At 59.3% G+C, this 22,639-nt stretch carries 13 protein-coding genes, 2 tRNA genes and 3 rRNA genes; 2 read left to right on the forward strand and 16 right to left on the reverse strand.

What is annotated here, in order from left to right; all coding sequences use genetic code 11:
• Positions 1-17 precede the first annotated feature (17 nt).
• The 8 genes from mraY to coq7 form a co-directional block, all read right to left on the reverse strand.
• On the reverse strand, positions 18-1,187 hold the full coding sequence (gene mraY / locus AC3WOG_RS18400) for a phospho-N-acetylmuramoyl-pentapeptide-transferase (protein ID WP_341314218.1): 1,170 nt from the start codon (positions 1,185-1,187) through the stop codon (positions 18-20).
• Between the two features lie 17 nt (positions 1,188-1,204).
• Complete coding sequence (locus AC3WOG_RS18405) at positions 1,205-2,617, reverse strand: UDP-N-acetylmuramoyl-tripeptide--D-alanyl-D-alanine ligase (protein ID WP_492579295.1); 1,413 nt, start codon at positions 2,615-2,617, stop codon at positions 1,205-1,207.
• Positions 2,614-4,161, reverse strand: a complete 1,548-nt coding sequence (locus tag AC3WOG_RS18410) for a UDP-N-acetylmuramoyl-L-alanyl-D-glutamate--2,6-diaminopimelate ligase (RefSeq protein ID WP_492579296.1) — start codon at positions 4,159-4,161, stop codon at positions 2,614-2,616. Before AC3WOG_RS18410 ends, AC3WOG_RS18405 begins: the two co-directional genes overlap by 4 nt.
• Positions 4,158-6,023 (reverse strand): peptidoglycan D,D-transpeptidase FtsI family protein, encoded by a 1,866-nt coding sequence (locus AC3WOG_RS18415; protein ID WP_492579297.1) that lies wholly within the window; start codon positions 6,021-6,023, stop codon positions 4,158-4,160. Before AC3WOG_RS18415 ends, AC3WOG_RS18410 begins: the two co-directional genes overlap by 4 nt.
• Positions 6,020-6,370, reverse strand: coding sequence for a cell division protein FtsL (gene ftsL / locus AC3WOG_RS18420; protein ID WP_492579298.1), 351 nt, complete (start codon positions 6,368-6,370; stop codon positions 6,020-6,022). Before ftsL ends, AC3WOG_RS18415 begins: the two co-directional genes overlap by 4 nt.
• A complete protein-coding gene (gene rsmH / locus AC3WOG_RS18425) occupies positions 6,367-7,320 on the reverse strand; it encodes a 16S rRNA (cytosine(1402)-N(4))-methyltransferase RsmH (RefSeq protein WP_492579299.1) in 954 nt (317 codons plus the stop codon). Before rsmH ends, ftsL begins: the two co-directional genes overlap by 4 nt.
• A gap of 15 nt (positions 7,321-7,335) precedes the next feature.
• A complete protein-coding gene (gene mraZ / locus AC3WOG_RS18430) occupies positions 7,336-7,764 on the reverse strand; it encodes a division/cell wall cluster transcriptional repressor MraZ (protein ID WP_492579300.1) in 429 nt (142 codons plus the stop codon).
• A gap of 411 nt (positions 7,765-8,175) precedes the next feature.
• Positions 8,176-8,808: a 2-polyprenyl-3-methyl-6-methoxy-1,4-benzoquinone monooxygenase gene (gene coq7 / locus AC3WOG_RS18435; protein ID WP_492579301.1), complete on the reverse strand. Its 633-nt coding sequence runs from the start codon at positions 8,806-8,808 to the stop codon at positions 8,176-8,178.
• 301 nt (positions 8,809-9,109) lie between these two features.
• Between coq7 and AC3WOG_RS18440 the strand changes: the two genes are divergently transcribed.
• Positions 9,110-10,294 (forward strand): porin, encoded by a 1,185-nt coding sequence (locus AC3WOG_RS18440; protein ID WP_492579302.1) that lies wholly within the window; start codon positions 9,110-9,112, stop codon positions 10,292-10,294.
• 168 nt (positions 10,295-10,462) lie between these two features.
• Here the strand turns inward: AC3WOG_RS18440 and AC3WOG_RS18445 are convergent, their stop codons facing one another.
• Both AC3WOG_RS18445 and AC3WOG_RS18450 read right to left on the reverse strand, forming a co-directional pair.
• Positions 10,463-12,136 (reverse strand): long-chain fatty acid--CoA ligase, encoded by a 1,674-nt coding sequence (locus AC3WOG_RS18445; RefSeq protein WP_492579303.1) that lies wholly within the window; start codon positions 12,134-12,136, stop codon positions 10,463-10,465.
• A 146-nt stretch (positions 12,137-12,282) separates the two neighbouring features.
• Positions 12,283-14,361 (reverse strand): molybdopterin-containing oxidoreductase family protein, encoded by a 2,079-nt coding sequence (locus AC3WOG_RS18450; protein WP_492579304.1) that lies wholly within the window; start codon positions 14,359-14,361, stop codon positions 12,283-12,285.
• Between the two features lie 171 nt (positions 14,362-14,532).
• Between AC3WOG_RS18450 and AC3WOG_RS18455 the strand changes: the two genes are divergently transcribed.
• Positions 14,533-15,726 (forward strand): M20 aminoacylase family protein, encoded by a 1,194-nt coding sequence (locus AC3WOG_RS18455; RefSeq protein WP_492579305.1) that lies wholly within the window; start codon positions 14,533-14,535, stop codon positions 15,724-15,726.
• A 177-nt stretch (positions 15,727-15,903) separates the two neighbouring features.
• Here the strand turns inward: AC3WOG_RS18455 and rrf are convergent.
• From rrf to AC3WOG_RS18485, 6 genes are all read right to left on the reverse strand, one after another.
• Positions 15,904-16,016: ribosomal RNA gene (gene rrf / locus AC3WOG_RS18460) — 5S ribosomal RNA — on the reverse strand.
• Positions 16,017-16,285: 269 nt separating this feature from the next.
• Positions 16,286-19,167 (reverse strand): 23S ribosomal RNA (locus tag AC3WOG_RS18465).
• A gap of 340 nt (positions 19,168-19,507) precedes the next feature.
• Positions 19,508-19,583, reverse strand: a tRNA-Ala gene (locus tag AC3WOG_RS18470).
• Between the two features lie 67 nt (positions 19,584-19,650).
• Positions 19,651-19,727: transfer RNA gene (locus AC3WOG_RS18475), tRNA-Ile, on the reverse strand.
• A 76-nt stretch (positions 19,728-19,803) separates the two neighbouring features.
• A 16S ribosomal RNA gene (locus AC3WOG_RS18480) occupies positions 19,804-21,334 on the reverse strand.
• The 16S, 23S and 5S rRNA genes sit together here with 2 tRNA genes alongside, the layout of an rRNA operon.
• A gap of 503 nt (positions 21,335-21,837) precedes the next feature.
• Positions 21,838-22,614: an enoyl-CoA hydratase gene (locus AC3WOG_RS18485; protein ID WP_492579306.1), complete on the reverse strand. Its 777-nt coding sequence runs from the start codon at positions 22,612-22,614 to the stop codon at positions 21,838-21,840.
• Positions 22,615-22,639: the final 25 nt, after the last annotated feature.

Raw genomic sequence — 22,639 nt, forward strand, 5'->3', positions numbered from 1 at the left:
TTTATTCCTGCAACTTCTTAACGCAGCTTGAGCGTGGACAAACCGAACAGACACAACATCAGCGTGATGATCCAGAAACGCACGACCACCTGCGTTTCCTTCCAGCCCGACAATTCAAAATGGTGATGCAGCGGCGCCATCTTGAAGAGCCGCCGCCCTTCGCCGAAGCGGCGCTTGGTGAACTTGAACCACGTAACCTGCAACATCACGGAGAGCGTCTCCGCGACGAAAATGCCGCCCATGATGAACAGCACGATTTCCTGACGCACGATCACCGCGACGGTGCCGAGCGCGCCGCCCAGTGCCAGCGCGCCGACGTCGCCCATGAACATCTGTGCCGGGTGCGTGTTGAACCACAGAAACGCGAGCCCTGCCCCGCCCATCGCCGAACAGAAAATCAGCAGTTCACCGGCGCCGGCGATATGCGGAAACAGCAGGTACTTCGAGTAGACCGAGCTGCCCATCACATACGCGAACACCCCGAGCGACGCACCGACCAGCACGACCGGCATGATCACGAGGCCGTCGAGACCGTCGGTGAGATTGACCGCGTTGCTCGCGCCGACGATCACCAGATACGTCAGGACGATGAAACCCCACACGCCGAGCGGATAGCTGATCGATTTGACGAATGGCAGCATCAGGTCGGCACGCGCCGGCAAGCCCATCGACAAGCCGCTGCGCACCCACGCCATGAACAGGTCGAACACGCGCACATTGCTGGCTTCGGACACGCTAAACGCCAGATAAACCGCGGCGAACAAGCCGATCACCGATTGCCAGAAGTACTTTTCGCGCGACGACATACCGCGCGGGTCCTTGTAGACCACCTTGCGGTAATCGTCGACCCAGCCGATCACGCCGAAGCCGAACGTGACCAGCATCACGATCCAGATGAAACGGTTGGTCAGATCGGCCCACAGCAGCGTCGCCACTGCGATACCTAGCAAAATCAGCACGCCGCCCATTGTCGGCGTACCGGATTTGACGAGGTGCGTTTGCGGACCGTCTTTACGAACGGCCTGGCCGACCTTCATCGCGGTCAGCTTGCGGATCACCCACGGGCCACAGACGAGCCCGATCAGCAGCGCGGTGATGGTTGCCATCACCGCACGGAAAGTCAGATAACTGAACACGCGCAAGAAGCTTGCGTCATTCTGCAGCCATTGCGCCAGCGCCAGTAGCATGCTTCGGTCCTTCTATTTCAATGTGCAGCGGGCGCACTGCCCGCTGCGTTGGGTTGTGGACTCGTTACGGCGTCCACCACGCGCTCCATTTGCATGAAGCGCGAGCCTTTCACGAGAAGCGTTGCAGCGGGACCGAAACCGGCCTGCTGCAATTGGGCGATCAGCGTGCCGACATCGGCGACGTGATGCGCGCCCGCGCCATACGCGGTGCAGGCGTCGCGCGAGGCGTCGCCCAGTGCGTACAGCGCGTCGATACCGCGTTCTTTCGCGTATGCACCGATTTCGCGGTGAAACGCCGGACCGTTGTCGCCGACTTCGCCCATGTCACCCATCACCAGCACGCGCGGCGACGTTTGCGACACGAGCACGTCGATCGCGGCGCGCATCGAGTCGGGATTCGCGTTGTAGGTGTCGTCGATCACGGTTGCGCCGGCGAGCGTGCCGAGCGCGGCGTGCTTGACCTGCAAACGGCCTTTCACCGCACCGAACGATTCGAGGCCTAGCTTGATCGCATCGAGCGAGACGCCCGCGGCCAACGCGGCTGCGGTCGCGGCCAATGCGTTGTGCGCGTTGTGGTCGCCTAGCACTTGCAGCGTGACGTCGATGTGGTCTTCCGGCGTGCCGATGCTCAGAACGTTGCCTGCGAACGTGCCTGTTACGGCAGCTTCGGTGACGCGCTCATCGGAGTTCAAAGCGAAGTCGATGATCCGGTTGCCGGTCGCCGCGACGCGCCAGATGCTTGCGTATGCGTCGTCAGCCGGGAACACGGCGACGCCTTCCGGGGACAGCGCGTGAATCACGCTCGCGTGTTCGAGCGCGACCGCTTCGACGGTCGCCATGAATTCCTGATGCTCGCGCTGCGCGTTGTTCACTACCGCGACGGTGGGCTCGGCGATCTTCGCGAGCAACGACGTTTCACCCGGATGGTTCATGCCGAGTTCGACCACCGCCAGGCGATGCGCGGCGTGCAGACGGAACAGCGTCAGCGGCAAGCCGATGTCGTTGTTGAAATTGCCCGCAGTCGCGAGGCGGGCATCCGCGCCGACCGCAGCGGCGAAGATCGACGCGATCATTTCCTTGACCGTGGTCTTGCCGTTGCTGCCCGTCACCGCAACGAGCGGCATGCTGAACTTGCGACGCCAGCCGCGTGCAAGGGTGCCCAATGCGACGCGCGTATCAGCCACACGCAAGGCGGGCACGCGCCAGTCGTCGGGAACGCGCGTGACCAACGCGGCCGTGACGTTGCGCGAGGCGACTTCCGGCAGGAAGTCGTGCGCATCGAAACGCTCACCCTTGATCGCGACGAACAGATCGCCCGGACCGGCGCTGCGGCTATCAGTCGACACGCGTTCGAACGTGACGCCGTCGTCACCGAGCACGGTGGCGCCGGGAATCAGCGCGGCGGCTTCGCGCAGCGAGAACATCGTCATTCGCCACCTCCGCGTGCGTGCGTCGCCCGCGCGGCAAGCGCGAGGCGAGCGTGGTCCTGATCGGAGAAAGCGCGTTTCTTACCCATGATTTCCTGTGTTGCTTCGTGCCCCTTGCCGGCCAGCACGATGACGTCTTCGCGCGCTGCGCCGCGGATCGCTTGCAGGATCGCGCTCGCGCGGTCCTCGATGCAGCGTGCCTTCGACGCGTCTTTCATGCCGGCGGCAATCTGTTCGATGATCGCTTGCGGATCTTCGCTGCGCGGGTTGTCGCTGGTCACGACCACGCCGTCGGCGAGCTTCTCGGCGATCGCGCCCATCAATGGACGCTTGGTCGCGTCGCGGTCGCCGCCGCAGCCGAACATGCAGATCAGTTCGCCGCCACGAGCCGTCGCCATCGGGCGCAATGCTTCTAAAGTCTTTTCCAGCGCGTCCGGCGTGTGCGCGTAATCGATCACGACGAGCGGTTCGTCGTTCTGCAAGCGGCCACCCAGGCGCTGCATGCGGCCGTTCACCGGCTCGAGCTTCGCCAGCTCGGCGAGCGCGGCTTCGAACGGCGCGTCGGCGGCGAGCAACGCGCCGAGCACGCCGAGCAGATTGCTGACGTTGAACGCGCCGAGCGTTTGCACTTCGACTTCGGCGTTGCCCCAATCGGATGTAGTCAGATGAAACGCCGTGCCGGTGGCCGTGGCGCGGACGTTCGATGCGAACAGCAACGCATCGGCCTGTGGCACGTCCTGCAGCGTTTCGTCGAGCCCGTAGGCGATCGTGCGTGCATGCCCTTGCGTGCTTGCTAGCAGGCGCCGGCCGGCTGCATCGTCGCGGTTGATCACCGCGGCACGCAGCTCCGGCCACGCGAACAGGTGCGCCTTCGCGGCTTCGTAGGCGTCGAACGTGCCGTGATAGTCGAGGTGGTCTTGCGTGAGGTTCGTGAACACGGCGATGTCGAACGCGGTGCCGTTCGCACGGCCTTGATGCAACGCATGCGACGACACTTCCATCGCCACCGCCTGAGCACCCGCATCGCGCAACTGCGCGAGACTGCGCTGAAGCTGCGGCGCGTCGGGCGTCGTGAAGCCGGTGGGGACGAGTTGGCCCGGCAGACCGGTGCCGAGCGTGCCGATGATCGCGCAACGCGTGCCGAGCGCGGTCAGCGCCGCCGAGATCCATTGGCTGCACGAGGTCTTGCCGTTGGTGCCGGTGACGCCGACAGCCAGCATCGCGTCACTCGGATCGTTATACCAGGCGCTCGCGATCGAGCCTGCCAGTTCGTTCAGCGCCGGTACGGCCAATGTCATGGACGGATCGATCGTGCCGCTGAAACCTTCCGGCTGAACCAGCACCGCTGCCGCGCCACGCTCGATCGCGCCGTCGATGAACGGACGGTTGTCCGCCCCGTCGACTGCGTACGCGAAAAACGCGTCGCCCGCCGCAAGCGAGCGCGTGTCGGCGTGCAGATGTGCGCCTGGCTGCACGCGTGCGTGCAGCCAGGTCAATGCGTCGGCAATCTGCCGGCGCGCTGGATGTTTCTTACGCAGCGCGCTCATCGCACAACTCCGGGATGGCTTTTTGCGTTGGCGGCGATTGTCATTTTCTTCGCGCCACCGCTGGTGGAGAGTTTTTTCACCGTTGCGGCTGCGGGCGGTGCGCTCGGCGCAGCAGGCGCCGAATCGTCCGACACCACCATCTGTTTGACCGGCATGTCCGGTGGCACATTCAGCGAGCGCAGCGTATCGCCGACGATCGCCGAAAACACCGGACCCGAGACCTGACCGCCGAAGTGGCTGCCCGCAGTCGGTTCGTCGACCGACACAGCCACGACGATGCGCGGATTCGGCATCGGCGCCATGCCGACGAACGACGCGCGGTACTTCGAGTGGTCGTAGCCGTGAGCGCCGTGCTTGTAGGCGGTACCGCTCTTGCCGCCGACGCGATAGCCCGGCACGGCCGCATCCGGCGACGTGCCGCCCGGCGCCGTCACGGTTTCGAGCATCGCGCGCACTTCGCGGGCGGTGGTCGGCGCGAAGATTTGCGGCCCCGTCGCCGGCTGATCGCCAGGCGTGCGGAAAATCGACACCGGCATGATCTCGCCATCATGCGCGATCGCGGTGTACGCGCGGCCCAGCTGGAACAGCGACACCGACAGGCCGTAGCCGTACGACATGGTCGCCTGCTCGATACGGCGCCAGCCCTTCCACGGACGCAGACGGCCCGCCGCCGCGCCTGGGAAGCCGACCTTCGGCGCCTGGCCGAGACCGATGCTGGTATACATGTTCCACATCTCTTCGGGCTTGAGCTGCATGGCGATCTTCGTCGCGCCGATGTTGCTCGACTTCTGGATCACACCGCCCACCGTCAGCACGCCGAACGCGCTGTCGTCGGTGATCGGCGCGCCGTCGAGCACAAAGCGGCCCGGCCCCGTATCTACCAGTGTAGTCGGCGTCACGCGGTGCAGATCGAGCGCAAGCGACACCGTGAACGGCTTCATGATCGAGCCGGGCTCGAAGGTGTCCGTCAGGATGCGGTTGCGCAGCTGATCGCCGGTCAGGTGCGAACGGTCGTTCGGGTTGTATGTCGGGTAATTGACGAGCGCCAGCACTTCGCCAGTGCGCACGTCGATCACCATCGCCGCACCGGCTTTCGCCTTGAATTTCTCGACGGCCGCTTTCAGGTTCGTATACGCGATGTACTGGATCTTGCTGTCGATCGACAGATCGACGTCCTGGCCGTTGTGCGGCACGACCTGTTCGTCGACATCTTCGATGATGTGGCCCATCCGGTCCTTGATCACGCGACGGCTGCCCGACATGCCGGCCAGCAGCTTCTGGTCGCCGAGTTCGACGCCTTCCTGGCCTTCGTCTTCGACGTTCGTGAAGCCGATCAGGTGAGCCGTGATCTCGCCTTCCGGATAGAAGCGCTTGTACTCGTCGCGCGCATAAATGCCGGGAATGTCGAGCGCGGTGACCTGTGCGGCGACGTCGACCGGCACCTGGCGCTTCACGTAGACAAAGGTCTTGTCTTCCGACAGCTTGGCACGCAGTTCCTTATTAGTCATGCCGAGCAGCTTGCCGAGCGCGGTCAGCTTGTCGGCGCCGAGATCGTCCGGCACCGATTCGGGAATCGCCCAAATGGCGCGCACCGGCAGACTTGTGGCGAGCACGAGACCGTTGCGGTCGAGAATCTTGCCGCGCGTGGCCGGCAGTTCGAGCCGGCGCTGATAGCGGATTTCACCCTGCTTCAGATAGAACGCGTTGCCCGGCCCCTGAATCCAGAAGGCGCGCGCGGTCAACGCGACGAACGCCATGAACAACAGAAACACAACGAGTTTCGAGCGCCACATCGGCAGGCGCACCGACAGGATCGGATTCGCCGAGAAGGCCACACTCTTGCGAGCCGACGATTTTTTCATCGCGCGCCTCCGCGACGGGTCGTGAGCGGTGCCGACGCCGGACCGGAGGTCGCGATCGGCGCGTCTTCAGCCTTGGCTGCGCCCGGATCAAGCGTCAGGTATTGGGTGCGACCAGTGCTCACCGCCTGCATTTTCAGCGAGGCCGTGGCGATCTGCTCGATGCGCGAGGTCTTCGACAGCGCGCTCTGCTGATATTGAAGCTGCGAATAGTCCTGCTGCAGCTGGCGCTCCTGAGATTGAGCGCGCTGCAACTGGATAAAGATCTGACGCTGCTGATTGGTGGCGTTGACAACCGACAAGGCGCACCCCATCACGATCATCAGCAGGAAGATATTGAGGCGATTCATGGTGCAATCCGCTCCGCCACGCGCATCACGGCAGAACGGGCGCGCGGGTTCGCGGCAACTTCAGCGTCGCTTGCGAACACGCGGCCGATGATCTTGAGCGGCGGGCTCGGCAGATCGACTGCGCGAATCGGCAGACGGCGATCGACTGCAGGCGTACTGGCGTGCGCCTGCATGAATCGTTTGACGATCCGGTCCTCGAGCGAATGAAAGCTGATGACCACCAGCCGCCCCCCTTGCTCCAGCAACGACAATGCTGCGTCTAAAACGACTTGCAACTCCGCAAGCTCTTGATTGATGTGAATCCGTATAGCCTGAAAGGTGCGGGTTGCCGGATCCTTGCCCTTCTCACGGGTTTTGACGACGTTAGCCACGATTTGGGCAAGCTCGCCCGTGCTGACGAGAGGCCCAAGACGGTCGGACTCTGCCCGGCGAGCAACAAGCGCCTTTGCAATCTGAAAAGCAAACCGTTCTTCCCCATAATCTCGTATCACCTCCGTCAGTTCCTGCACCGTGGCCCGCGCCAGCCAGTCGGCAGCAGACTCGCCGCGCGTCGGGTCCATCCGCATGTCGAGCGGGCCGTCGGCACGGAAGCTGAAGCCCCGCTCCGGATCGTCGACTTGCGGCGACGACACGCCCAGATCCAGCAAAACGCCCGACACACGCCCTACCCCGCGCTCCGCAATTGCGTTACGCAGTGAAGCAAAACTCTCGTGCACGATGCCGAAGCGCTGATCAGTAATCTGCAGAGCCGTGGCAATGGCGAGCGGGTCTTTGTCGAACGCGATCAGACGCCCCGATTCCCCCAACCTCTCCAACACCAGTCGGCTATGACCGCCGCGCCCGAACGTACCGTCCACGTAAACGCCGTCCGCGCGTGTCACCAGCGCATTGACCGCCTCTTCCAGCAGCACCGTGCGATGCTGCAATTCGTTTCCCATCGCAGGTGCCATATATGTATGCCGCGATCAGAACGTGAAATTCTTTAGCGCTTCGGGCATGCCCTCGGCGATCGCCGCCTGTTCCTTCGCGGCGTAAGTTTGTGCGTCCCACAATTCGAAGTGACGACCCATGCCGAGCAAGGTCACTTCTTTTTCCAGCGAGCCGGCCATGCGCAGTTCCGGCGACACGAGTACACGACCCGCGCCGTCCATGTCGACGTCCATTGCATTGCCGAGGAAAATGCGGCGCCACCAGGTCGCGTTCATGGGCAGATTGCCAACCTTCTCGCGGAAGACTTCCCATTCAGGACGTGGAAAGAGCAACAGGCAGCCGTCCGGGTGCTTGGTGATCGTCACCCGGCCTTCTGCCTGTGTCTGCAGCGCATCCCGATAACGAGAGGGAATCGACATCCGCCCTTTCGCATCGAGCGTCAGCGCCGACGCCCCTTGGAACACTTCGCTCTCCCCTCTTACGACGCTTTAGCGCCGACTGCCCGATCTGTGAAAATCTACCCGAATTCGCCTGTGAGATCACACAAAAATACACTTTCTCACACTGTCTCCCACTTTAGAGGAACGCTAAACAGGGGTCAAGGAGATACGCGCTTTTCGAGCGAAATTTGTTTGTTAGAACAAGGACTTAGCGCCACTCCTTCACGTCAGACATAAAACGGAAAACCGTTATAAATGAATGAGCTAGTGCAACTTGTGAAGGTGATACGTGAAAAGTACTGGGGAAAGGCGCGGAATGTAAGAGATCGTGAAGCGGGACCGGGGGATGTTTTGCGGAGGTTTCGGTGCTTTAGAAGGACGGCGCTCGAGGCGCCGTCCCACTTCAACGAGGTGGCGTGAATTTATAGGTCGAACTTATATGTAATAGGCCGTGCGAGTCATAACCTTCGACACCGCGCGCATCAGTGCGCGCACTGGAAACGGCAACTCGACGCCGCCTGCGTCCATCGCTGATTTACCGTGCTCTACTTCGTCTACACGCATCTGCTCGACGATCGCACGCGACTCGCGATCGGCCGCGGGCAACTGATCCAGATGACTATCCAGATGCTGTTCCACCTGGCGCTCGGTTTCCGCCATGAAGCCGAGGCTGACGCGATCACCCAGGCGGCCTGCTGCCAGCCCGATTGCCAACGCGCCGGTGTACCAAAGGGGGTTCAACAGACTAGGACGCGAGTCGAGCGCTTCGAGGCGCTTTGCGGTCCACGCCAAGTGATCCTCTTCTTCGATCGCCGCGCGGTTGAAGACCGCCCGCAAAGACGGCGACTTCGTCGCCAGCTTTTGAGCCTGATAAAGCGCCTGGGCACACACCTCGCCGACGTGGTTCACCCGCATCAAGGCGGCCGCGTGCGCGCGTTCCGCCGGCGAGATCTCCGCGGCCTCCGCCGCCGATTCTTGCGGAACCGGCAACGGACGGCTCATCCGCGACACGCCCGTCATTGAGCGTAAACCCCGATCAAACTCGCTGATCAATTCGTCCAGAAACATGCAGCACTCCCGTGATTCGACAACCGCCTACCGCGCTGACAGGTCTGCTCGACAGGGCTTTGCAGCGCAAAACCGGACTCACGAAGACCTCGGACCCGAGCGAATTTGGCGGCCAGTTTTTGATTTTAGACCATGTTGCGTAAACGAAACAGGAGCATTCCTCACCGTCTCCTTTTTCTTTGTGCCATGTATGCCTTTTGTTACATTACGTGCAACTTCTCGCGAAGTTGGACAGCAAGGCCTCAACGCAACATAAATATTCGCCTTGTACAAAAGATTCGTAATCCTTGGAGATCATTCGATGAAAAAGTCGCTTCTCGCTCTCGCAGCACTGGGCGCATTTGCAGGCGTCGCTCATGCTCAGAGCAGCGTGACCCTGTACGGTATCATTGACGAAGGCTTCAACATCAACACCAATTCGGGCGGCAAGCACCTGTACAACCTGTCGAGCGGTGTTATGCAAGGCTCGCGTTTCGGCCTGCGCGGCACGGAAGATCTCGGTGGTGGCCTGAAGGCAATCTTCGTGTTGGAAAACGGCTTTGACGTGAACAACGGCAAGCTGGGTCAAGGCGGCCTGATGTTCGGTCGTCAAGCTTACGTCGGTCTGTCGAGCCAGTTCGGCACGGTCACGCTGGGTCGTCAGTACGACTCCGTGGTCGACTACGTCGGTCCGCTGGAAGCCGGCGACCAGTGGGGCGGCTACATCGCTGCTCACCCGGGCGACATCGACAACTTCAACAACGCGTACCGCACCAACAACACGGTCAAGTACACGAGCGCTAACTACGGCGGCCTGACGTTCGGCGGCACGTACAGCTTCGGCGGCCAGGCAGGCAACTTCACCGGCAACCAGATCTGGTCGTTGGGCGCTGGCTACAACAACGGTCCGTTGGTCTTGGGCGTTGGCTACTTGAACGCACGCACCCCGGCAGCTTCGGGCGGCCTGTTCAATACCGGCAGCACGGCCGCGACGAACACGGGTGCCCTGTCGAACTTCGCCGTGCAGTCGCCGGTCTACGCTGGCTTCGCTTCGGCTAACACGTACCAGGTGATCGGTGCAGGCGGCGCATACACGTTCGGCGCCGCAACGATCGGTGCGACGTACTCGAACATCCGCTTCGCGAACCTGGGTGCTTCGTTCGCATCGCCGTTCAAGGGCCAATCGGCTACGTTCAACAACGCGGAAGTCAACTTCAAGTATCAGTTGACCCCGGCGCTGCTGGTCGGTGCTGCATACGACTACACGCGCGGCGCGGAAATCGACGGCGCATCGCGTGCCCAGTACCACCAAGGTTCGGTTGGCGTGGACTACTTCCTGTCCAAGCGTACCGACGTGTATGTGATCGGTGTGTACCAACACGCTTTGGGCGAGACGCTGACGGCTACGGGTGGTCTGACTGCTGCAACCGCGGGCATCAACGGCCTGTCGGGTTCGTCGAACCAGAACCAGTTCGCGGCTCGCGTCGGCATTCGCCACAAGTTCTAATAAGTCGTAATAAAGCAGTTTGCCTCAAAGGCGCCTTCGGGCGCCTTTTTTTATGGCACGCACGCGCCGACTGATTTGCGTTCGAGGCGGCGGCTCAACAAAAAAAGCCCGGCAGACTTTCGTCTGCCGGGCTTTTTTTCTGAATTGCCTTACGTTACGCCGGTGTTGTTATGCCCGGCCGTCGCGCAATTCACGGCGCAGAATTTTGCCGACATTGCTCTTGGGGAGTTCCGTGCGGAATTCGACGATCTTCGGCCGCTTGTAGCCGGTCAACTGCTGCTTGCAGTACGCGAAGATGTCCGCATCGGTGAGCGCCGGGTCCTTCTTCACGACGAACAGCTTCACCGCTTCGCCCGAGTGCTGATCCGGCACGCCAACCGCAGCGACTTCGAACACGCCCGGCAGCTTCGCGACCACATCCTCGATTTCGTTCGGATAAACATTGAAGCCGGACACCAGAATCATGTCCTTCTTGCGGTCGACGATCTTGACGAAGCCGACTTCGTTCATCAAGCCGACGTCGCCCGATTTGAAGAAGCCATCCGGCGTCATGACCTTGGCCGTTTCGTCCGGCCGGTTCCAGTAACCTGCCATCACCTGGGGACCGCGGATGCAGATTTCACCCGGCTGGCCGAGCGGCACTTCGTTGCCTTCGTCGTCGCGAATCGAGATGTCCGTCGACGGCAGCGGCAAGCCGATCGTACCGCTGTATTCGGTGACGGTGACCGGATTACAGGTCACACACGGCGACGTCTCCGACAAACCGTACCCCTCGATGATCGGCGTATGCGTCTGCTCGTACCAGCGCTTGGCTACCGCTTCCTGCACCGCCATGCCGCCACCGTTTGCGGCGATCAGCTTCGAAAAGTCGAGTTTGTGGAAGTCCGGACTGTTCAGAAGCGCGTTATATAGCGTGTTGACGGCAGGAATCGTCGTGATCGGATAGCCTTGCAGCGACTTGATCATGCCGGGGATGTCCCGCGGATTCGGAATCAGCACGCCAAGGCCGCCGGTACGAATCGTCAGCAGACCGCAAACCGTCAGCGCAAACACGTGATAGAGCGGCAACGCGACGACGGTGATGAATTGATCGATGTCCGTGCGGTTCGCGCGAACCGGATCGAGCCAGATTTCGGACTGCAGCACGTTGGCAATCAGGTTCCGATGCAACAGCGTCGCGCCCTTGGCCACGCCGGTCGTGCCACCTGTGTATTGCAGGAACGCGATGTCGTCCGGACCTTGCTTGACCGGTTTGAAGCTCTGACGGCCACCCTCTGCGATCGCGGTGTTGAATTTGACGTGACCCGGCAGACTCCACGCCGGCACCATCTTCTTCACGCGCCGCACGACGAAGTTCACAACTGCGCCCTTCACACCCATAAGATCGCCCATCGCGGCGACAACAACGTGCTTGACCGACGTATTGCGGACAATCGCCTGTAGCGTGACGGCGAAATTTTCGAGCAGGATGATCGCTTCCGCGCCGCAGTCCTTGAGCTGATGCTCGAGCTCGCGCGGGGTATAGAGCGGATTCACGTTCACGACCACGTAGCCCGCGCGCAAGATCGCGGCAATCGCAACCGGATATTGCAGCACGTTCGGCATCATGATCGCGATGCGCGCGCCGCGGGCAATGCCCTTCGACTGAAACCACGCGGCCAGCTTGCTCGATAGCGTGTCGAGCTCGCCATAGCTGATCTCTTTGCCCATGCAGACGAACGCCGGTTTGGCGCGATGCTCGCGAAAGGCTTCTTCGAGCAGTTCGGCGACGGACGAATAACGGGTCGGGTCGATCTCTGCCGGAATGCCGGGCGGATAAGATTTCAGCCAGATTTTTTCCATGCAGTGTCTCCTCCTTTATTTTCGAATGGTCGTGCTAAAAGCGCATCGTAGCATGCAGACTCCCGTGCTATTTGCGAAAAGCGGCTGGGTTAGACGCAAGCCTCGAACCGGTTGTGGACAATGGCGGTGTGATTCTTCGTGGCTGTTCACGCCCGTTCGACCTCGACGAGGCAATCGTAGAAGGTGGCCGAGCCACCGAGATCGGTTAGGGCCTGGCTGGTGACCTGGTTGGCGTTGCGGCCGTCGGGTGCGAGTTTCTTCCACCAGATAGACAGGCCGACGACGAGGCCTTCGCGCGCTTTGTCGGTGACGCGGGCGCGTGCCTGCATCGAGCCGCGGTCATTGAAAATACGCACCTGATCGCCGTCGACGATCTTTCGCGCCTGTGCGTCGGCCGGGTGAATGTCCAGGTGCGGCTCGCCTTCCGTCGAGCGCAGGCTTTCGATGTTCACGAAGGTGCTGTTCAGGAAGTTACGCGCGGGCGGCGAGATCATTGCCAGCGGATAACGTGCGGCAAGTTCCGGCGCACCGTCAGCGGACTCGTAGGGTGGCAAATAATCAGGCAGTGGATCTAGCCCCTGTTGCGCGAGGCGCTCACTGAAAAACTCGCATTTACCAGACGGCGTTCGAAAGCCGCCTTCGGCGAACGGCGCGTCGGGCAGGTTCAGCTTCGCCCAGCCCGTTTCCTTCAGCGAGTGCCAGTCGACACCTTCTAGCGCTCTATCGTCCCAACGGAATGCTGCTTGCGCGACCGTTTCGTCACTGTCGTACAGCGCCGGCTCCTCCAATCCCATGTGACGCGCAATACCACGGAAAATCTCCGTGTTCGGACGCGCGTCACCGACCGGGGCAATGGCCGGCAGATTGACCATCACGTGCGTGTGCCCGTATGACTTGTGCACATCGAGATGCTCGAGTTGCGTCGTGGCAGGGAGGAGCAGGTCCGCGTAGTCCGCGGTGTCGGTCTGAAAATGCTCAAGGACGATCGTGAACAGATCTTCGCGCGCGAAACCAGCCGCAACCCGCTCCGAATCTGGCGCTACCGCCACCGGATTTGAGTTGTAGACGATGACCGCTTCAAGCTTGGGGCCGAACGCTGCGTCGCCCGGATGCAGCAACGCGTCGCCGATCGCATTCATATTGATAACGCGCGCTGCTTTGGCCGGCCAGCCCGGCATCAGATCCGGACGCTGCAGCGCGTGCGAATTGACCGGCGCCCATCCCGCCGACGACAGCAACACACCACCCGCACGCTCGCGCCACGCGCCCGTTAGCGAAGGCAGGCAAGCAATTGCGCGCACCGCGTTACCGCCGCCACGGACCCTTTGCAGGCCGTAGTTCATTCTGATCGCGGCCTTCTTCGTGCTGCCGAAAAGGCGCGCAAGGTCGACAACCACCTGCTCGTCGACGCCACAAATTTCAGCGGCGCGAGACGGTGGATAGCTGAGTGCGCGGACCTTCAGTTCAGAAAACCCCAACGTGTGAGCCGCAATGTAAGCGTGATCGAGCAGGTTCTCCGCGATTAGCACGTTTATCATGCCGAGCGCGAGAGCACCGTCGGTGCCAGGCTTGATGGCGATGTGCTGATGACATTTTTCCGCCGTCAGCGAGCGGTAGGGATCAATCGCGATCAGACGCGCGCCGCGACGCTTGGCTTCCTGCGCGCGTGTCCAGAAATGCAGGTTCGACGCGATCGGATTCGAACCCCAGATCAGGATGAGCTCACTCTCGGCAAAAAACTCGGTGAGCATGCCGAGGCTTGCACCGTAGGTGTATTTCAGCCCCGCCGCGCCGGCGGCCGCGCAGATCGTACGGTCCAACTGCGACGCGCCGAGCTTATGGAAGAACCGTTGCGCAATGCTATCGCCCTGGACCAAACCCATCGTGCCCGCGTAGCTGTACGGCAGGATCGCTTCGGGTGCGCGGCGAGCGATCTCGGACAGACGCGTTGCGGCCAACTCGAACGCCTCGTCCCAACTGATCGGCTCAAAGCAGCCTTCGCCCTTGTTGCCGAGGCGCCTCATCGGTGTCGTCAGCCGATGCGGATGATGCACGCGCTCGGCATAGCGACTGACTTTGGTACACAGCGCGCCTTGTGTCGGCGGATGATCGGGATCACCGACAACCTTGATCGCTCGGCCGCTTTCGACGGTCACACGCATCGCGCAAGTATCAGGGCAGTCATGCGGGCACACCGCGCGAGCGAATTCGGTCGGAGCATTCATCGGCGATTGGTTCACGAGAGCTGTGTGGGAGCAGTCTCGAATTTTACGTCCGCAGCCGCTTAGCCGGTGCGGTGCCGCCAAAAATGCCTTCGGCGTAGAATCGGTTATCACAGTGCCCGGGCAAAATCGCCCCGAGCGATCCCACGCAAAGCAAAGCACAAGCGCACCATCATGAAACTGATCCCCGAAATCCAGGCCGCTCACGGCGAAATTCAGACCCTTCGACGAACGATTCATGCCCACCCAGAGCTTCGTTACGAAGAAACAGCAACGGCAGATCTGGTTGCCAAAACCCTTGAGGTATGGGGCATCGAAACGCACCGCGGGTTAGGCAAAACAGGCGTGGTGGGCGTATTGAAACGCGGCAACGGTTCGCGCGCGATTGGTCTGCGAGCCGACATGGACGCGCTGCCGATTCAGGAACTGAATAGCTTCGATCACCGCTCGCGTAACGACGGCAAAATGCACGCGTGCGGCCATGACGGGCACACTGCGATGCTGCTCGGCGCAGCGCAGCATCTGGCAAAGCATGGCAACTTCGACGGCACGATCGTCTTCATTTTCCAACCCGCCGAGGAAGGCGGCGCTGGCGCACAGGCGATGATCGACGATGGGCTGTTCACCAGGTTTCCAGTCGATGCGGTGTTCGGCATTCATAACTGGCCTGGCATGCCGGCGGGCCACTTCGGCGTGACCGAAGGCCCGATCATGGCATCGAGCAACGAATTTCGCATTGAAATCAAAGGTGTAGGATCGCACGCTGCGCTACCGCATAACGGCCGTGACCCGGTATTTACGGCTGTGCAAATCGCGAACGGTTTGCAAAGCATCATCACGCGCAACAAAAAGCCGCTCGATACCGCAGTACTGTCGATCACCCAGATTCACACTGGCGACGCCCTCAATGTCATTCCGAACGACGCGTGGATTGCGGGCACCGTTCGAACTTTCACGACTGAAACACTCGATTTGATCGAAGCGCGCATGCGCAAGATCGCCGAAAGTACCGCCGGTGCCTATGATTGCTCCGTCGACATCCATTTCCATCGCAACTATCCGCCGACCATCAACAGTAGCGAAGAAACGCGCTTTGCGGCGGCGGTTATGAAGGAGATTGTCGGAGCAGAAAACGTCGACGACGCAGTTGAACCGACGATGGGCGCTGAGGATTTCTCCTTCATGTTGCTGGCGAAACCGGGCTGTTATGCATTTCTGGGCAATGGCGACGGCGGCCATCGGGATTCCGGCCACGGGGCCGGGCCGTGCATGCTGCATAACGCGAGCTACGACTTCAACGATGACCTGTTGCCGATTGGATCAACGTACTGGGTCAGGTTGGCGCAACGATTCTTGTCGCAAGAATAGGAGCAGTTGGGTGTGGGCGACGATGTATGTATGCGTCGTCTCCTGCGGCGGTACCGATGCAGGGGTTATGTGGGGCGAGCTGGTTGACCGGTTTGACGGCAACGAGCTGATGGTTTTTACCGGCGTAAACGCAGAAACCCCACCGTTGCGGGGTGGGGTTTCTGGTCTTGCATGGGAGCCTGACGATTACCTACTTTCACACGGGAATCCGCACTATCATCGGCGTGGAGTCGTTTCACGGTCCTGTTCGGGATGGGAAGGGGTGGGACCGACTCGCTATGGTCATCAGGCATGACTTGTTGCCGTGCTGTTCTTTGGGAACAGCACAACCAATCGGGAAGAAGTAGTTTCTGGTGATGCTCACCAGAGGGAGTTGTGTTGTTTCCGGCACAACATCGATCTCAACCTGTGTGTTCTGCTACCCCATCTGGGGGTTCACACGCATCCCCTTCGGGGATCGGACCAGAGTAAGGGCTTTGCATGGGCCCGGAGCAAGTGCTAAAGCACTCACTCCGGCCGACAGCTAAAGCGCTAACGCTGGTCGAGACACACCTGTTATAGGATCAAGCCTTACGGGCAATTAGTATCAGTTAGCTTAACGCATTACTGCGCTTCCACACCTGACCTATCAACGTCCTGGTCTTGAACGACCCTTCAAGGGGCTCGAAGCCCCGGGGATATCTCATCTTAAGGCGAGTTTCCCGCTTAGATGCTTTCAGCGGTTATCTCTTCCGAACATAGCTACCCGGCGATGCCACTGGCGTGACAACCGGTACACCAGAGGTTCGTCCACTCCGGTCCTCTCGTACTAGGAGCAGCCCCCTTCAAATATCCAGCGCCCACGGCAGATAGGGACCAAACTGTCTCACGACGTTTTAAACCCAGCTCACGTACCTCTTTAAATGGCGAACAGCCATACCCTTGGGACCGGCTACAGCCCCAGGATGAGATGAGCCGACATCGAGGTGCCAAACACCGCCGTCGATATGAACTCTTGGGCGGTATCAGCCTGTTATCCCCAGAGTACCTTTTATCCGTTGAGCGATGGCCCTTCCATACAGAACCACCGGATCACTATGACCTGCTTTCGCACCTGCTCGACTTGTCGGTCTCGCAGTTAAGCACGCTTATGCCATTGCACTATCAGCACGATTTCCGACCGTACCTAGCGTACCTTCGTACTCCTCCGTTACACTTTGGGAGGAGACCGCCCCAGTCAAACTGCCTACCATGCACTGTCCCCAGTCCGGATCACGGACCAAGGTTAGAACCTCAAACAAACCAGGGTGGTATTTCAAGGACGGCTCCACGGAAACTGGCGTTCCCGCTTCATAGCCTCCCACCTATCCTACACAGATCGGTTCAAAGTCCAATGCAAAGCTACAGTAAAGGTTCATGGGGTCTTTCCGTCTAGCCGCGGGGAGATTGCATCATCACAAACACTTCAACTTCGCTGAGTCTCGGGAGGAGACAGTGTGGCCATCGTTACGCCATTCGTGCAGGTCGGAACTTACCCGACAAGGAATTTCGCTACCTTAGGACCGTTATAGTTACGGCCGCCGTTTACCGGGACTTCAATCAAGAGCTTGCACCCCATCATTTAATCTTCCGGCACCGGGCAGGCGTCACACCCTATACGTCCACTTTCGTGTTTGCAGAGTGCTGTGTTTTTATTAAACAGTCGCAGCCACCAGTTTATTGCAACCCCTTCACCCTCCTGGCGCAGGCCAGTCAGGCTACAGGGGCGTACCTTATCCCGAAGTTACGGTACCAATTTGCCGAGTTCCTTCTCCCGAGTTCTCTCAAGCGCCTTAGAATACTCATCTCGCCCACCTGTGTCGGTTTGCGGTACGGTCCTGTTAAACTGAAGCTTAGAGGCTTTTCTTGGAACCACTTCCGATTGCTTCTTCACCGAAGTGAATGGCCTCGCACCCTTGAATTCCGCGCCCGGATTTGCCTGAGCGCCTTCTCCAATGCAAGGACCGGGACTTCCAACACCCGGACAACCTTCCGCGATCCGTCCCCCCATCGCATTTAACAATGGTGCAGGAATATTAACCTGCTTCCCATCAGCTACGCATTTCTGCCTCGCCTTAGGGGCCGACTCACCCTACGCCGATGAACGTTGCGTAGGAAACCTTGGGCTTACGGCGAGGGGGCCTTTCACCCCCTTTATCGCTACTCATGTCAGCATTCGCACTTCCGATACCTCCAGCGCACTTTTCAATGCACCTTCGCAGGCTTACGGAACGCTCTCCTACCATGCACATTACTGTGCATCCGCAGCTTCGGTATATTGCTTAGCCCCGTTACATCTTCCGCGCAGGACGACTCGATCAGTGAGCTATTACGCTTTCTTTAAAGGATGGCTGCTTCTAAGCCAACCTCCTGACTGTTTTAGCCTTCCCACTTCGTTTCCCACTTAGCAATATTTGGGGACCTTAGCTGGCGGTCTGGGTTGTTTCCCTCTTGACACCGGACGTTAGCACCCGATGTCTGTCTCCCGTGATTGCACTCTTCGGTATTCGGAGTTTGCTATGGCGTAGTAATCCGCAATGGACCCCACAACCATGACAGTGCTCTACCCCCGAAGGTGATACACGAGGCACTACCTAAATAGTTTTCGGAGAGAACCAGCTATTTCCAGGTTTGTTTAGCCTTTCACCCCTATCCACAGCTCATCCCCTAACTTTTCAACGTTAGTGGGTTCGGACCTCCAGTACGTGTTACCGCACCTTCATCCTGGCCATGGATAGATCACCTGGTTTCGGGTCTACACCCAGCGACTGAATCGCCCTGTTCGGACTCGCTTTCGCTACGCCTGCCCTAATCGGTTAAGCTTGCCACTGAATGTAAGTCGCTGACCCATTATACAAAAGGTACGCCGTCACCCCTTCGCAGAGGCTCCGACTGTTTGTATGCATGCGGTTTCAGGATCTATTTCACTCCCCTCCCGGGGTTCTTTTCGCCTTTCCCTCACGGTACTGGTTCACTATCGGTCGATCACGAGTATTTAGCCTTGGAGGATGGTCCCCCCATCTTCAGACAGGATTTCACGTGTCCCGCCCTACTTGTCGTACACCCAGTTCTTCCATTCTGTTTTCGTCTACAGGGCTATCACCTGCTATGGCAGCACTTTCCAGAGCTTTCGACTAACAGTACGGATAAAGAGTACAGGCTGGTCCCATTTCGCTCGCCACTACTCTGGGAATCTCGGTTGATTTCTTTTCCTGCGGTTACTTAGATGTTTCAGTTCACCGCGTTCGCTTCACGTAGCCTATGTATTCAGCTACGGATGACCCATACGGGCCGGGTTTCCCCATTCGGATATCGGTGGATCAAAGCTCGTTTGCCAGCTCCCCACCGCTTTTCGCAGGCTACCGCGTCCTTCATCGCCTGTGATCGCCAAGGCATCCACCACATGCACTTGTTCGCTTGACCCTATAACGGGTGTGTCTCATGTGTCACCCACTGGGAATGACACGTTCGTCACAATCGCTACAGGTTGAGTATTCGTGTTGCGCCGTATTCCAAGAGCAATCTTTCGATCTCTCTTTTCATACATTGATACAATCACAACCCTGATTCACCTACTCAGCACCCATCTCTAAGTGCCTTTCGTGAATCTCTTTACTACTTCTTCCTGATTGTTAAAGAACGACAGCCGATATCGCAGTTGCTATAACCGCGTATCACTCTGACTGGCTCAATCGCCAATGCCTGTTTCACTACACCGCAAACCTCTTTCAAGGTTCACCGCAGTAAAACCGGCATTGAAGATTGGTGGAGGATGACGGGATCGAACCGACGACCCCCTGCTTGCAAAGCAGGTGCTCTCCCAGCTGAGCTAATCCCCCAGTCATGCACAGATAATCACCCTACTTCGGGATTCATCGATTAGCGCAGCCATCGCAGACAAGACAATGGTGGGTCTGGATGGATTCGAACCATCGACCCCCGCCTTATCAAGACGGTGCTCTAACCGACTGAGCTACAGACCCCTCAGTCTGTCTGACTTACTGTCCTAATTCACAGCCGATAAGCGTGAGCGCTCAACGTTTGACACGTTAGCTCGAGAAAGGAGGTGATCCAGCCGCACCTTCCGATACGGCTACCTTGTTACGACTTCACCCCAGTCATGAATCCTACCGTGGTGACCGTCCTCCTTGCGGTTAGACTAGCCACTTCTGGTAAAACCCACTCCCATGGTGTGACGGGCGGTGTGTACAAGACCCGGGAACGTATTCACCGCGGCATGCTGATCCGCGATTACTAGCGATTCCAGCTTCACGCACTCGAGTTGCAGAGTGCGATCCGGACTACGATCGGTTTTCTGGGATTGGCTCCCCCTCGCGGGTTGGCGACCCTCTGTTCCGACCATTGTATGACGTGTGAAGCCCTACCCATAAGGGCCATGAGGACTTGACGTCATCCCCACCTTCCTCCGGTTTGTCACCGGCAGTCTCCCTAGAGTGCTCTTGCGTAGCAACTAGGGACAAGGGTTGCGCTCGTTGCGGGACTTAACCCAACATCTCACGACACGAGCTGACGACAGCCATGCAGCACCTGTGTTATGGCTCCCTTTCGGGCACCCCGGCCTCTCGGCCAGGTTCCATACATGTCAAGGGTAGGTAAGGTTTTTCGCGTTGCATCGAATTAATCCACATCATCCACCGCTTGTGCGGGTCCCCGTCAATTCCTTTGAGTTTTAATCTTGCGACCGTACTCCCCAGGCGGTCAACTTCACGCGTTAGCTACGTTACCAAGTCAATGAAGACCCGACAACTAGTTGACATCGTTTAGGGCGTGGACTACCAGGGTATCTAATCCTGTTTGCTCCCCACGCTTTCGTGCATGAGCGTCAGTATTGGCCCAGGGGGCTGCCTTCGCCATCGGTATTCCTCCACATCTCTACGCATTTCACTGCTACACGTGGAATTCTACCCCCCTCTGCCATACTCTAGCCCGCCAGTCACAAATGCAGTTCCCAGGTTAAGCCCGGGGATTTCACATCTGTCTTAGCGAACCGCCTGCGCACGCTTTACGCCCAGTAATTCCGATTAACGCTTGCACCCTACGTATTACCGCGGCTGCTGGCACGTAGTTAGCCGGTGCTTATTCTTCCGGTACCGTCATCCCCCCGCCGTATTAGGGCAGAAGTTTTCTTTCCGGACAAAAGTGCTTTACAACCCGAAGGCCTTCTTCACACACGCGGCATTGCTGGATCAGGGTTGCCCCCATTGTCCAAAATTCCCCACTGCTGCCTCCCGTAGGAGTCTGGGCCGTGTCTCAGTCCCAGTGTGGCTGGTCGTCCTCTCAGACCAGCTACAGATCGTCGCCTTGGTAGGCCTTTACCCCACCAACTAGCTAATCTGCCATCGGCCGCCCCTGTAGCGGGAGGTCCGAAGATCCCCCCCTTTCCTCCGTAGAGCGTATGCGGTATTAATCCGGCTTTCGCCGGGCTATCCCCCACTACAGGACACGTTCCGATGTATTACTCACCCGTTCGCCACTCGCCACCAGGATTGCTCCCGTGCTGCCGTTCGACTTGCATGTGTAAGGCATGCCGCCAGCGTTCAATCTGAGCCAGGATCAAACTCTTCAGTTCAAACCTGTTACTGTTTTTCGGTTCTCGCAGTTGCCTGCTTATGAACCGGTCGCTCACTCAACGTACTGACGAATGATCAACCTGCCGGCGTGAATCCACCCCAGCAGGAAAACCTTCCTTTAATACTAGTGTGAGACTTGATACTTTCGCTTATGCCGGACCCCGAAAGACCCGGCGCGCGTCGCGCATCAAGCGCCCACACTTATCGGCTGTTAATTTTTAAAGATCGATTACGCATTCACCACCGTCACAGCACCGCGCGTCGTCAACCTCACAACCACCCGGCACCGCTTCGTTCTGCGTCGCTGCATCAGCAGCAGAGAAACGAGATTATGGAGAACTTTCGCTACGTCGTCAACAGGTTTTTCTAACTTCCTGAACCTGCCCGACCTGTCGGAAACCCCCGCCATTGCTGGCTCTCCCGCCTCCCGCGCGCCGTTGTCCGAAGCGCGAAATTCTAGCGAGCCGGACGACGGCTTGCAAGCGTTATTTTGACAAGCGTATTAACGGTGCTTGAAAACAGGCCTCCGCTTCTCCACGAACGCAGCCATTCCCTCTTTCTGATCCTCAGTCGCGAACAGGGAGTGGAACATACGACGCTCGAAATGCACGCCTTCTGCCAGCGTTGTTTCATATGCGCGATTCACCGACTCCTTCACCATCATCACCGCAGGCAAAGGAAACTCGGCAATGGCCGCTGCCGCAGCGATTGCCTCATCAATTAAGGACGCAGACGGAATCACGCGCGAGACCAATCCTGCGCGCTCCGCTTCAGCCGCATCCATGAAACGGGCGGTCAGGCAGAGGTCCATTGCTTTCGCCTTCGAGACGGCTCGCGGCAGACGTTGCGTGCCGCCGGCGCCCGGCATGATGCCGAGCTTGATTTCCGGCTGGCCGAACTTCGCGGTGTCAGCGGCAAAAATGATGTCGCACATCATCGCCAGTTCGCAGCCGCCGCCAAGCGCGAAGCCGGCCACCGCTGCGATGATCGGCTTGCGGATAGAGCGCACCGTTTCCCAGTTGCGAGTGATGTAGTCGCCTTTATAGACATCCATATAGGAATAGGTTGCCATCATGCCGATGTCGGCGCCGGCGGCAAACGCTTTCTCGCTGCCGGTCACCACGATTGCACCAATCGCGTCGTCCGCATCGAACTCACGTAGCGCAGCACCCAATTCGTCCATCAGCGCATCGTTCAAAGCGTTCAACGCCTTCGGGCGATTCAACGTGACCAAACCGACCCGCCCCCGCGTCTCAACCAGAATGTTCTCGTAAGCCATGCAGCCTCCTAGTGTGAATGGCGCG

This window comes from Paraburkholderia sp. FW306-02-B (assembly GCF_058782725.1).

What these genes read in the sequence shown, in the direction of transcription:
- mraY (WP_341314218.1), bottom strand. Translation starts at nt 1,187, where the DNA reads ATGCTACTGGCGCTGGCGCAATGGCTGCAGAATGACGCAAGCTTCTTG.
- AC3WOG_RS18405 (WP_492579295.1), bottom strand. Translation starts at nt 2,617, where the DNA reads ATGACGATGTTCTCGCTGCGCGAAGCCGCCGCGCTGATTCCCGGCGCC.
- AC3WOG_RS18410 (WP_492579296.1), bottom strand. Translation starts at nt 4,161, where the DNA reads ATGAGCGCGCTGCGTAAGAAACATCCAGCGCGCCGGCAGATTGCCGAC.
- AC3WOG_RS18415 (WP_492579297.1), bottom strand. Translation starts at nt 6,023, where the DNA reads ATGAAAAAATCGTCGGCTCGCAAGAGTGTGGCCTTCTCGGCGAATCCG.
- ftsL (WP_492579298.1), bottom strand. Translation starts at nt 6,370, where the DNA reads ATGAATCGCCTCAATATCTTCCTGCTGATGATCGTGATGGGGTGCGCC.
- rsmH (WP_492579299.1), bottom strand. Translation starts at nt 7,320, where the DNA reads ATGGCACCTGCGATGGGAAACGAATTGCAGCATCGCACGGTGCTGCTG.
- coq7 (WP_492579301.1), bottom strand. Translation starts at nt 8,808, where the DNA reads ATGTTTCTGGACGAATTGATCAGCGAGTTTGATCGGGGTTTACGCTCA.
- AC3WOG_RS18440 (WP_492579302.1), top strand. Translation starts at nt 9,110, where the DNA reads ATGAAAAAGTCGCTTCTCGCTCTCGCAGCACTGGGCGCATTTGCAGGC.
- AC3WOG_RS18445 (WP_492579303.1), bottom strand. Translation starts at nt 12,136, where the DNA reads ATGGAAAAAATCTGGCTGAAATCTTATCCGCCCGGCATTCCGGCAGAG.
- AC3WOG_RS18450 (WP_492579304.1), bottom strand. Translation starts at nt 14,361, where the DNA reads ATGAATGCTCCGACCGAATTCGCTCGCGCGGTGTGCCCGCATGACTGC.
- AC3WOG_RS18455 (WP_492579305.1), top strand. Translation starts at nt 14,533, where the DNA reads ATGAAACTGATCCCCGAAATCCAGGCCGCTCACGGCGAAATTCAGACC.
- AC3WOG_RS18485 (WP_492579306.1), bottom strand. Translation starts at nt 22,614, where the DNA reads ATGGCTTACGAGAACATTCTGGTTGAGACGCGGGGGCGGGTCGGTTTG.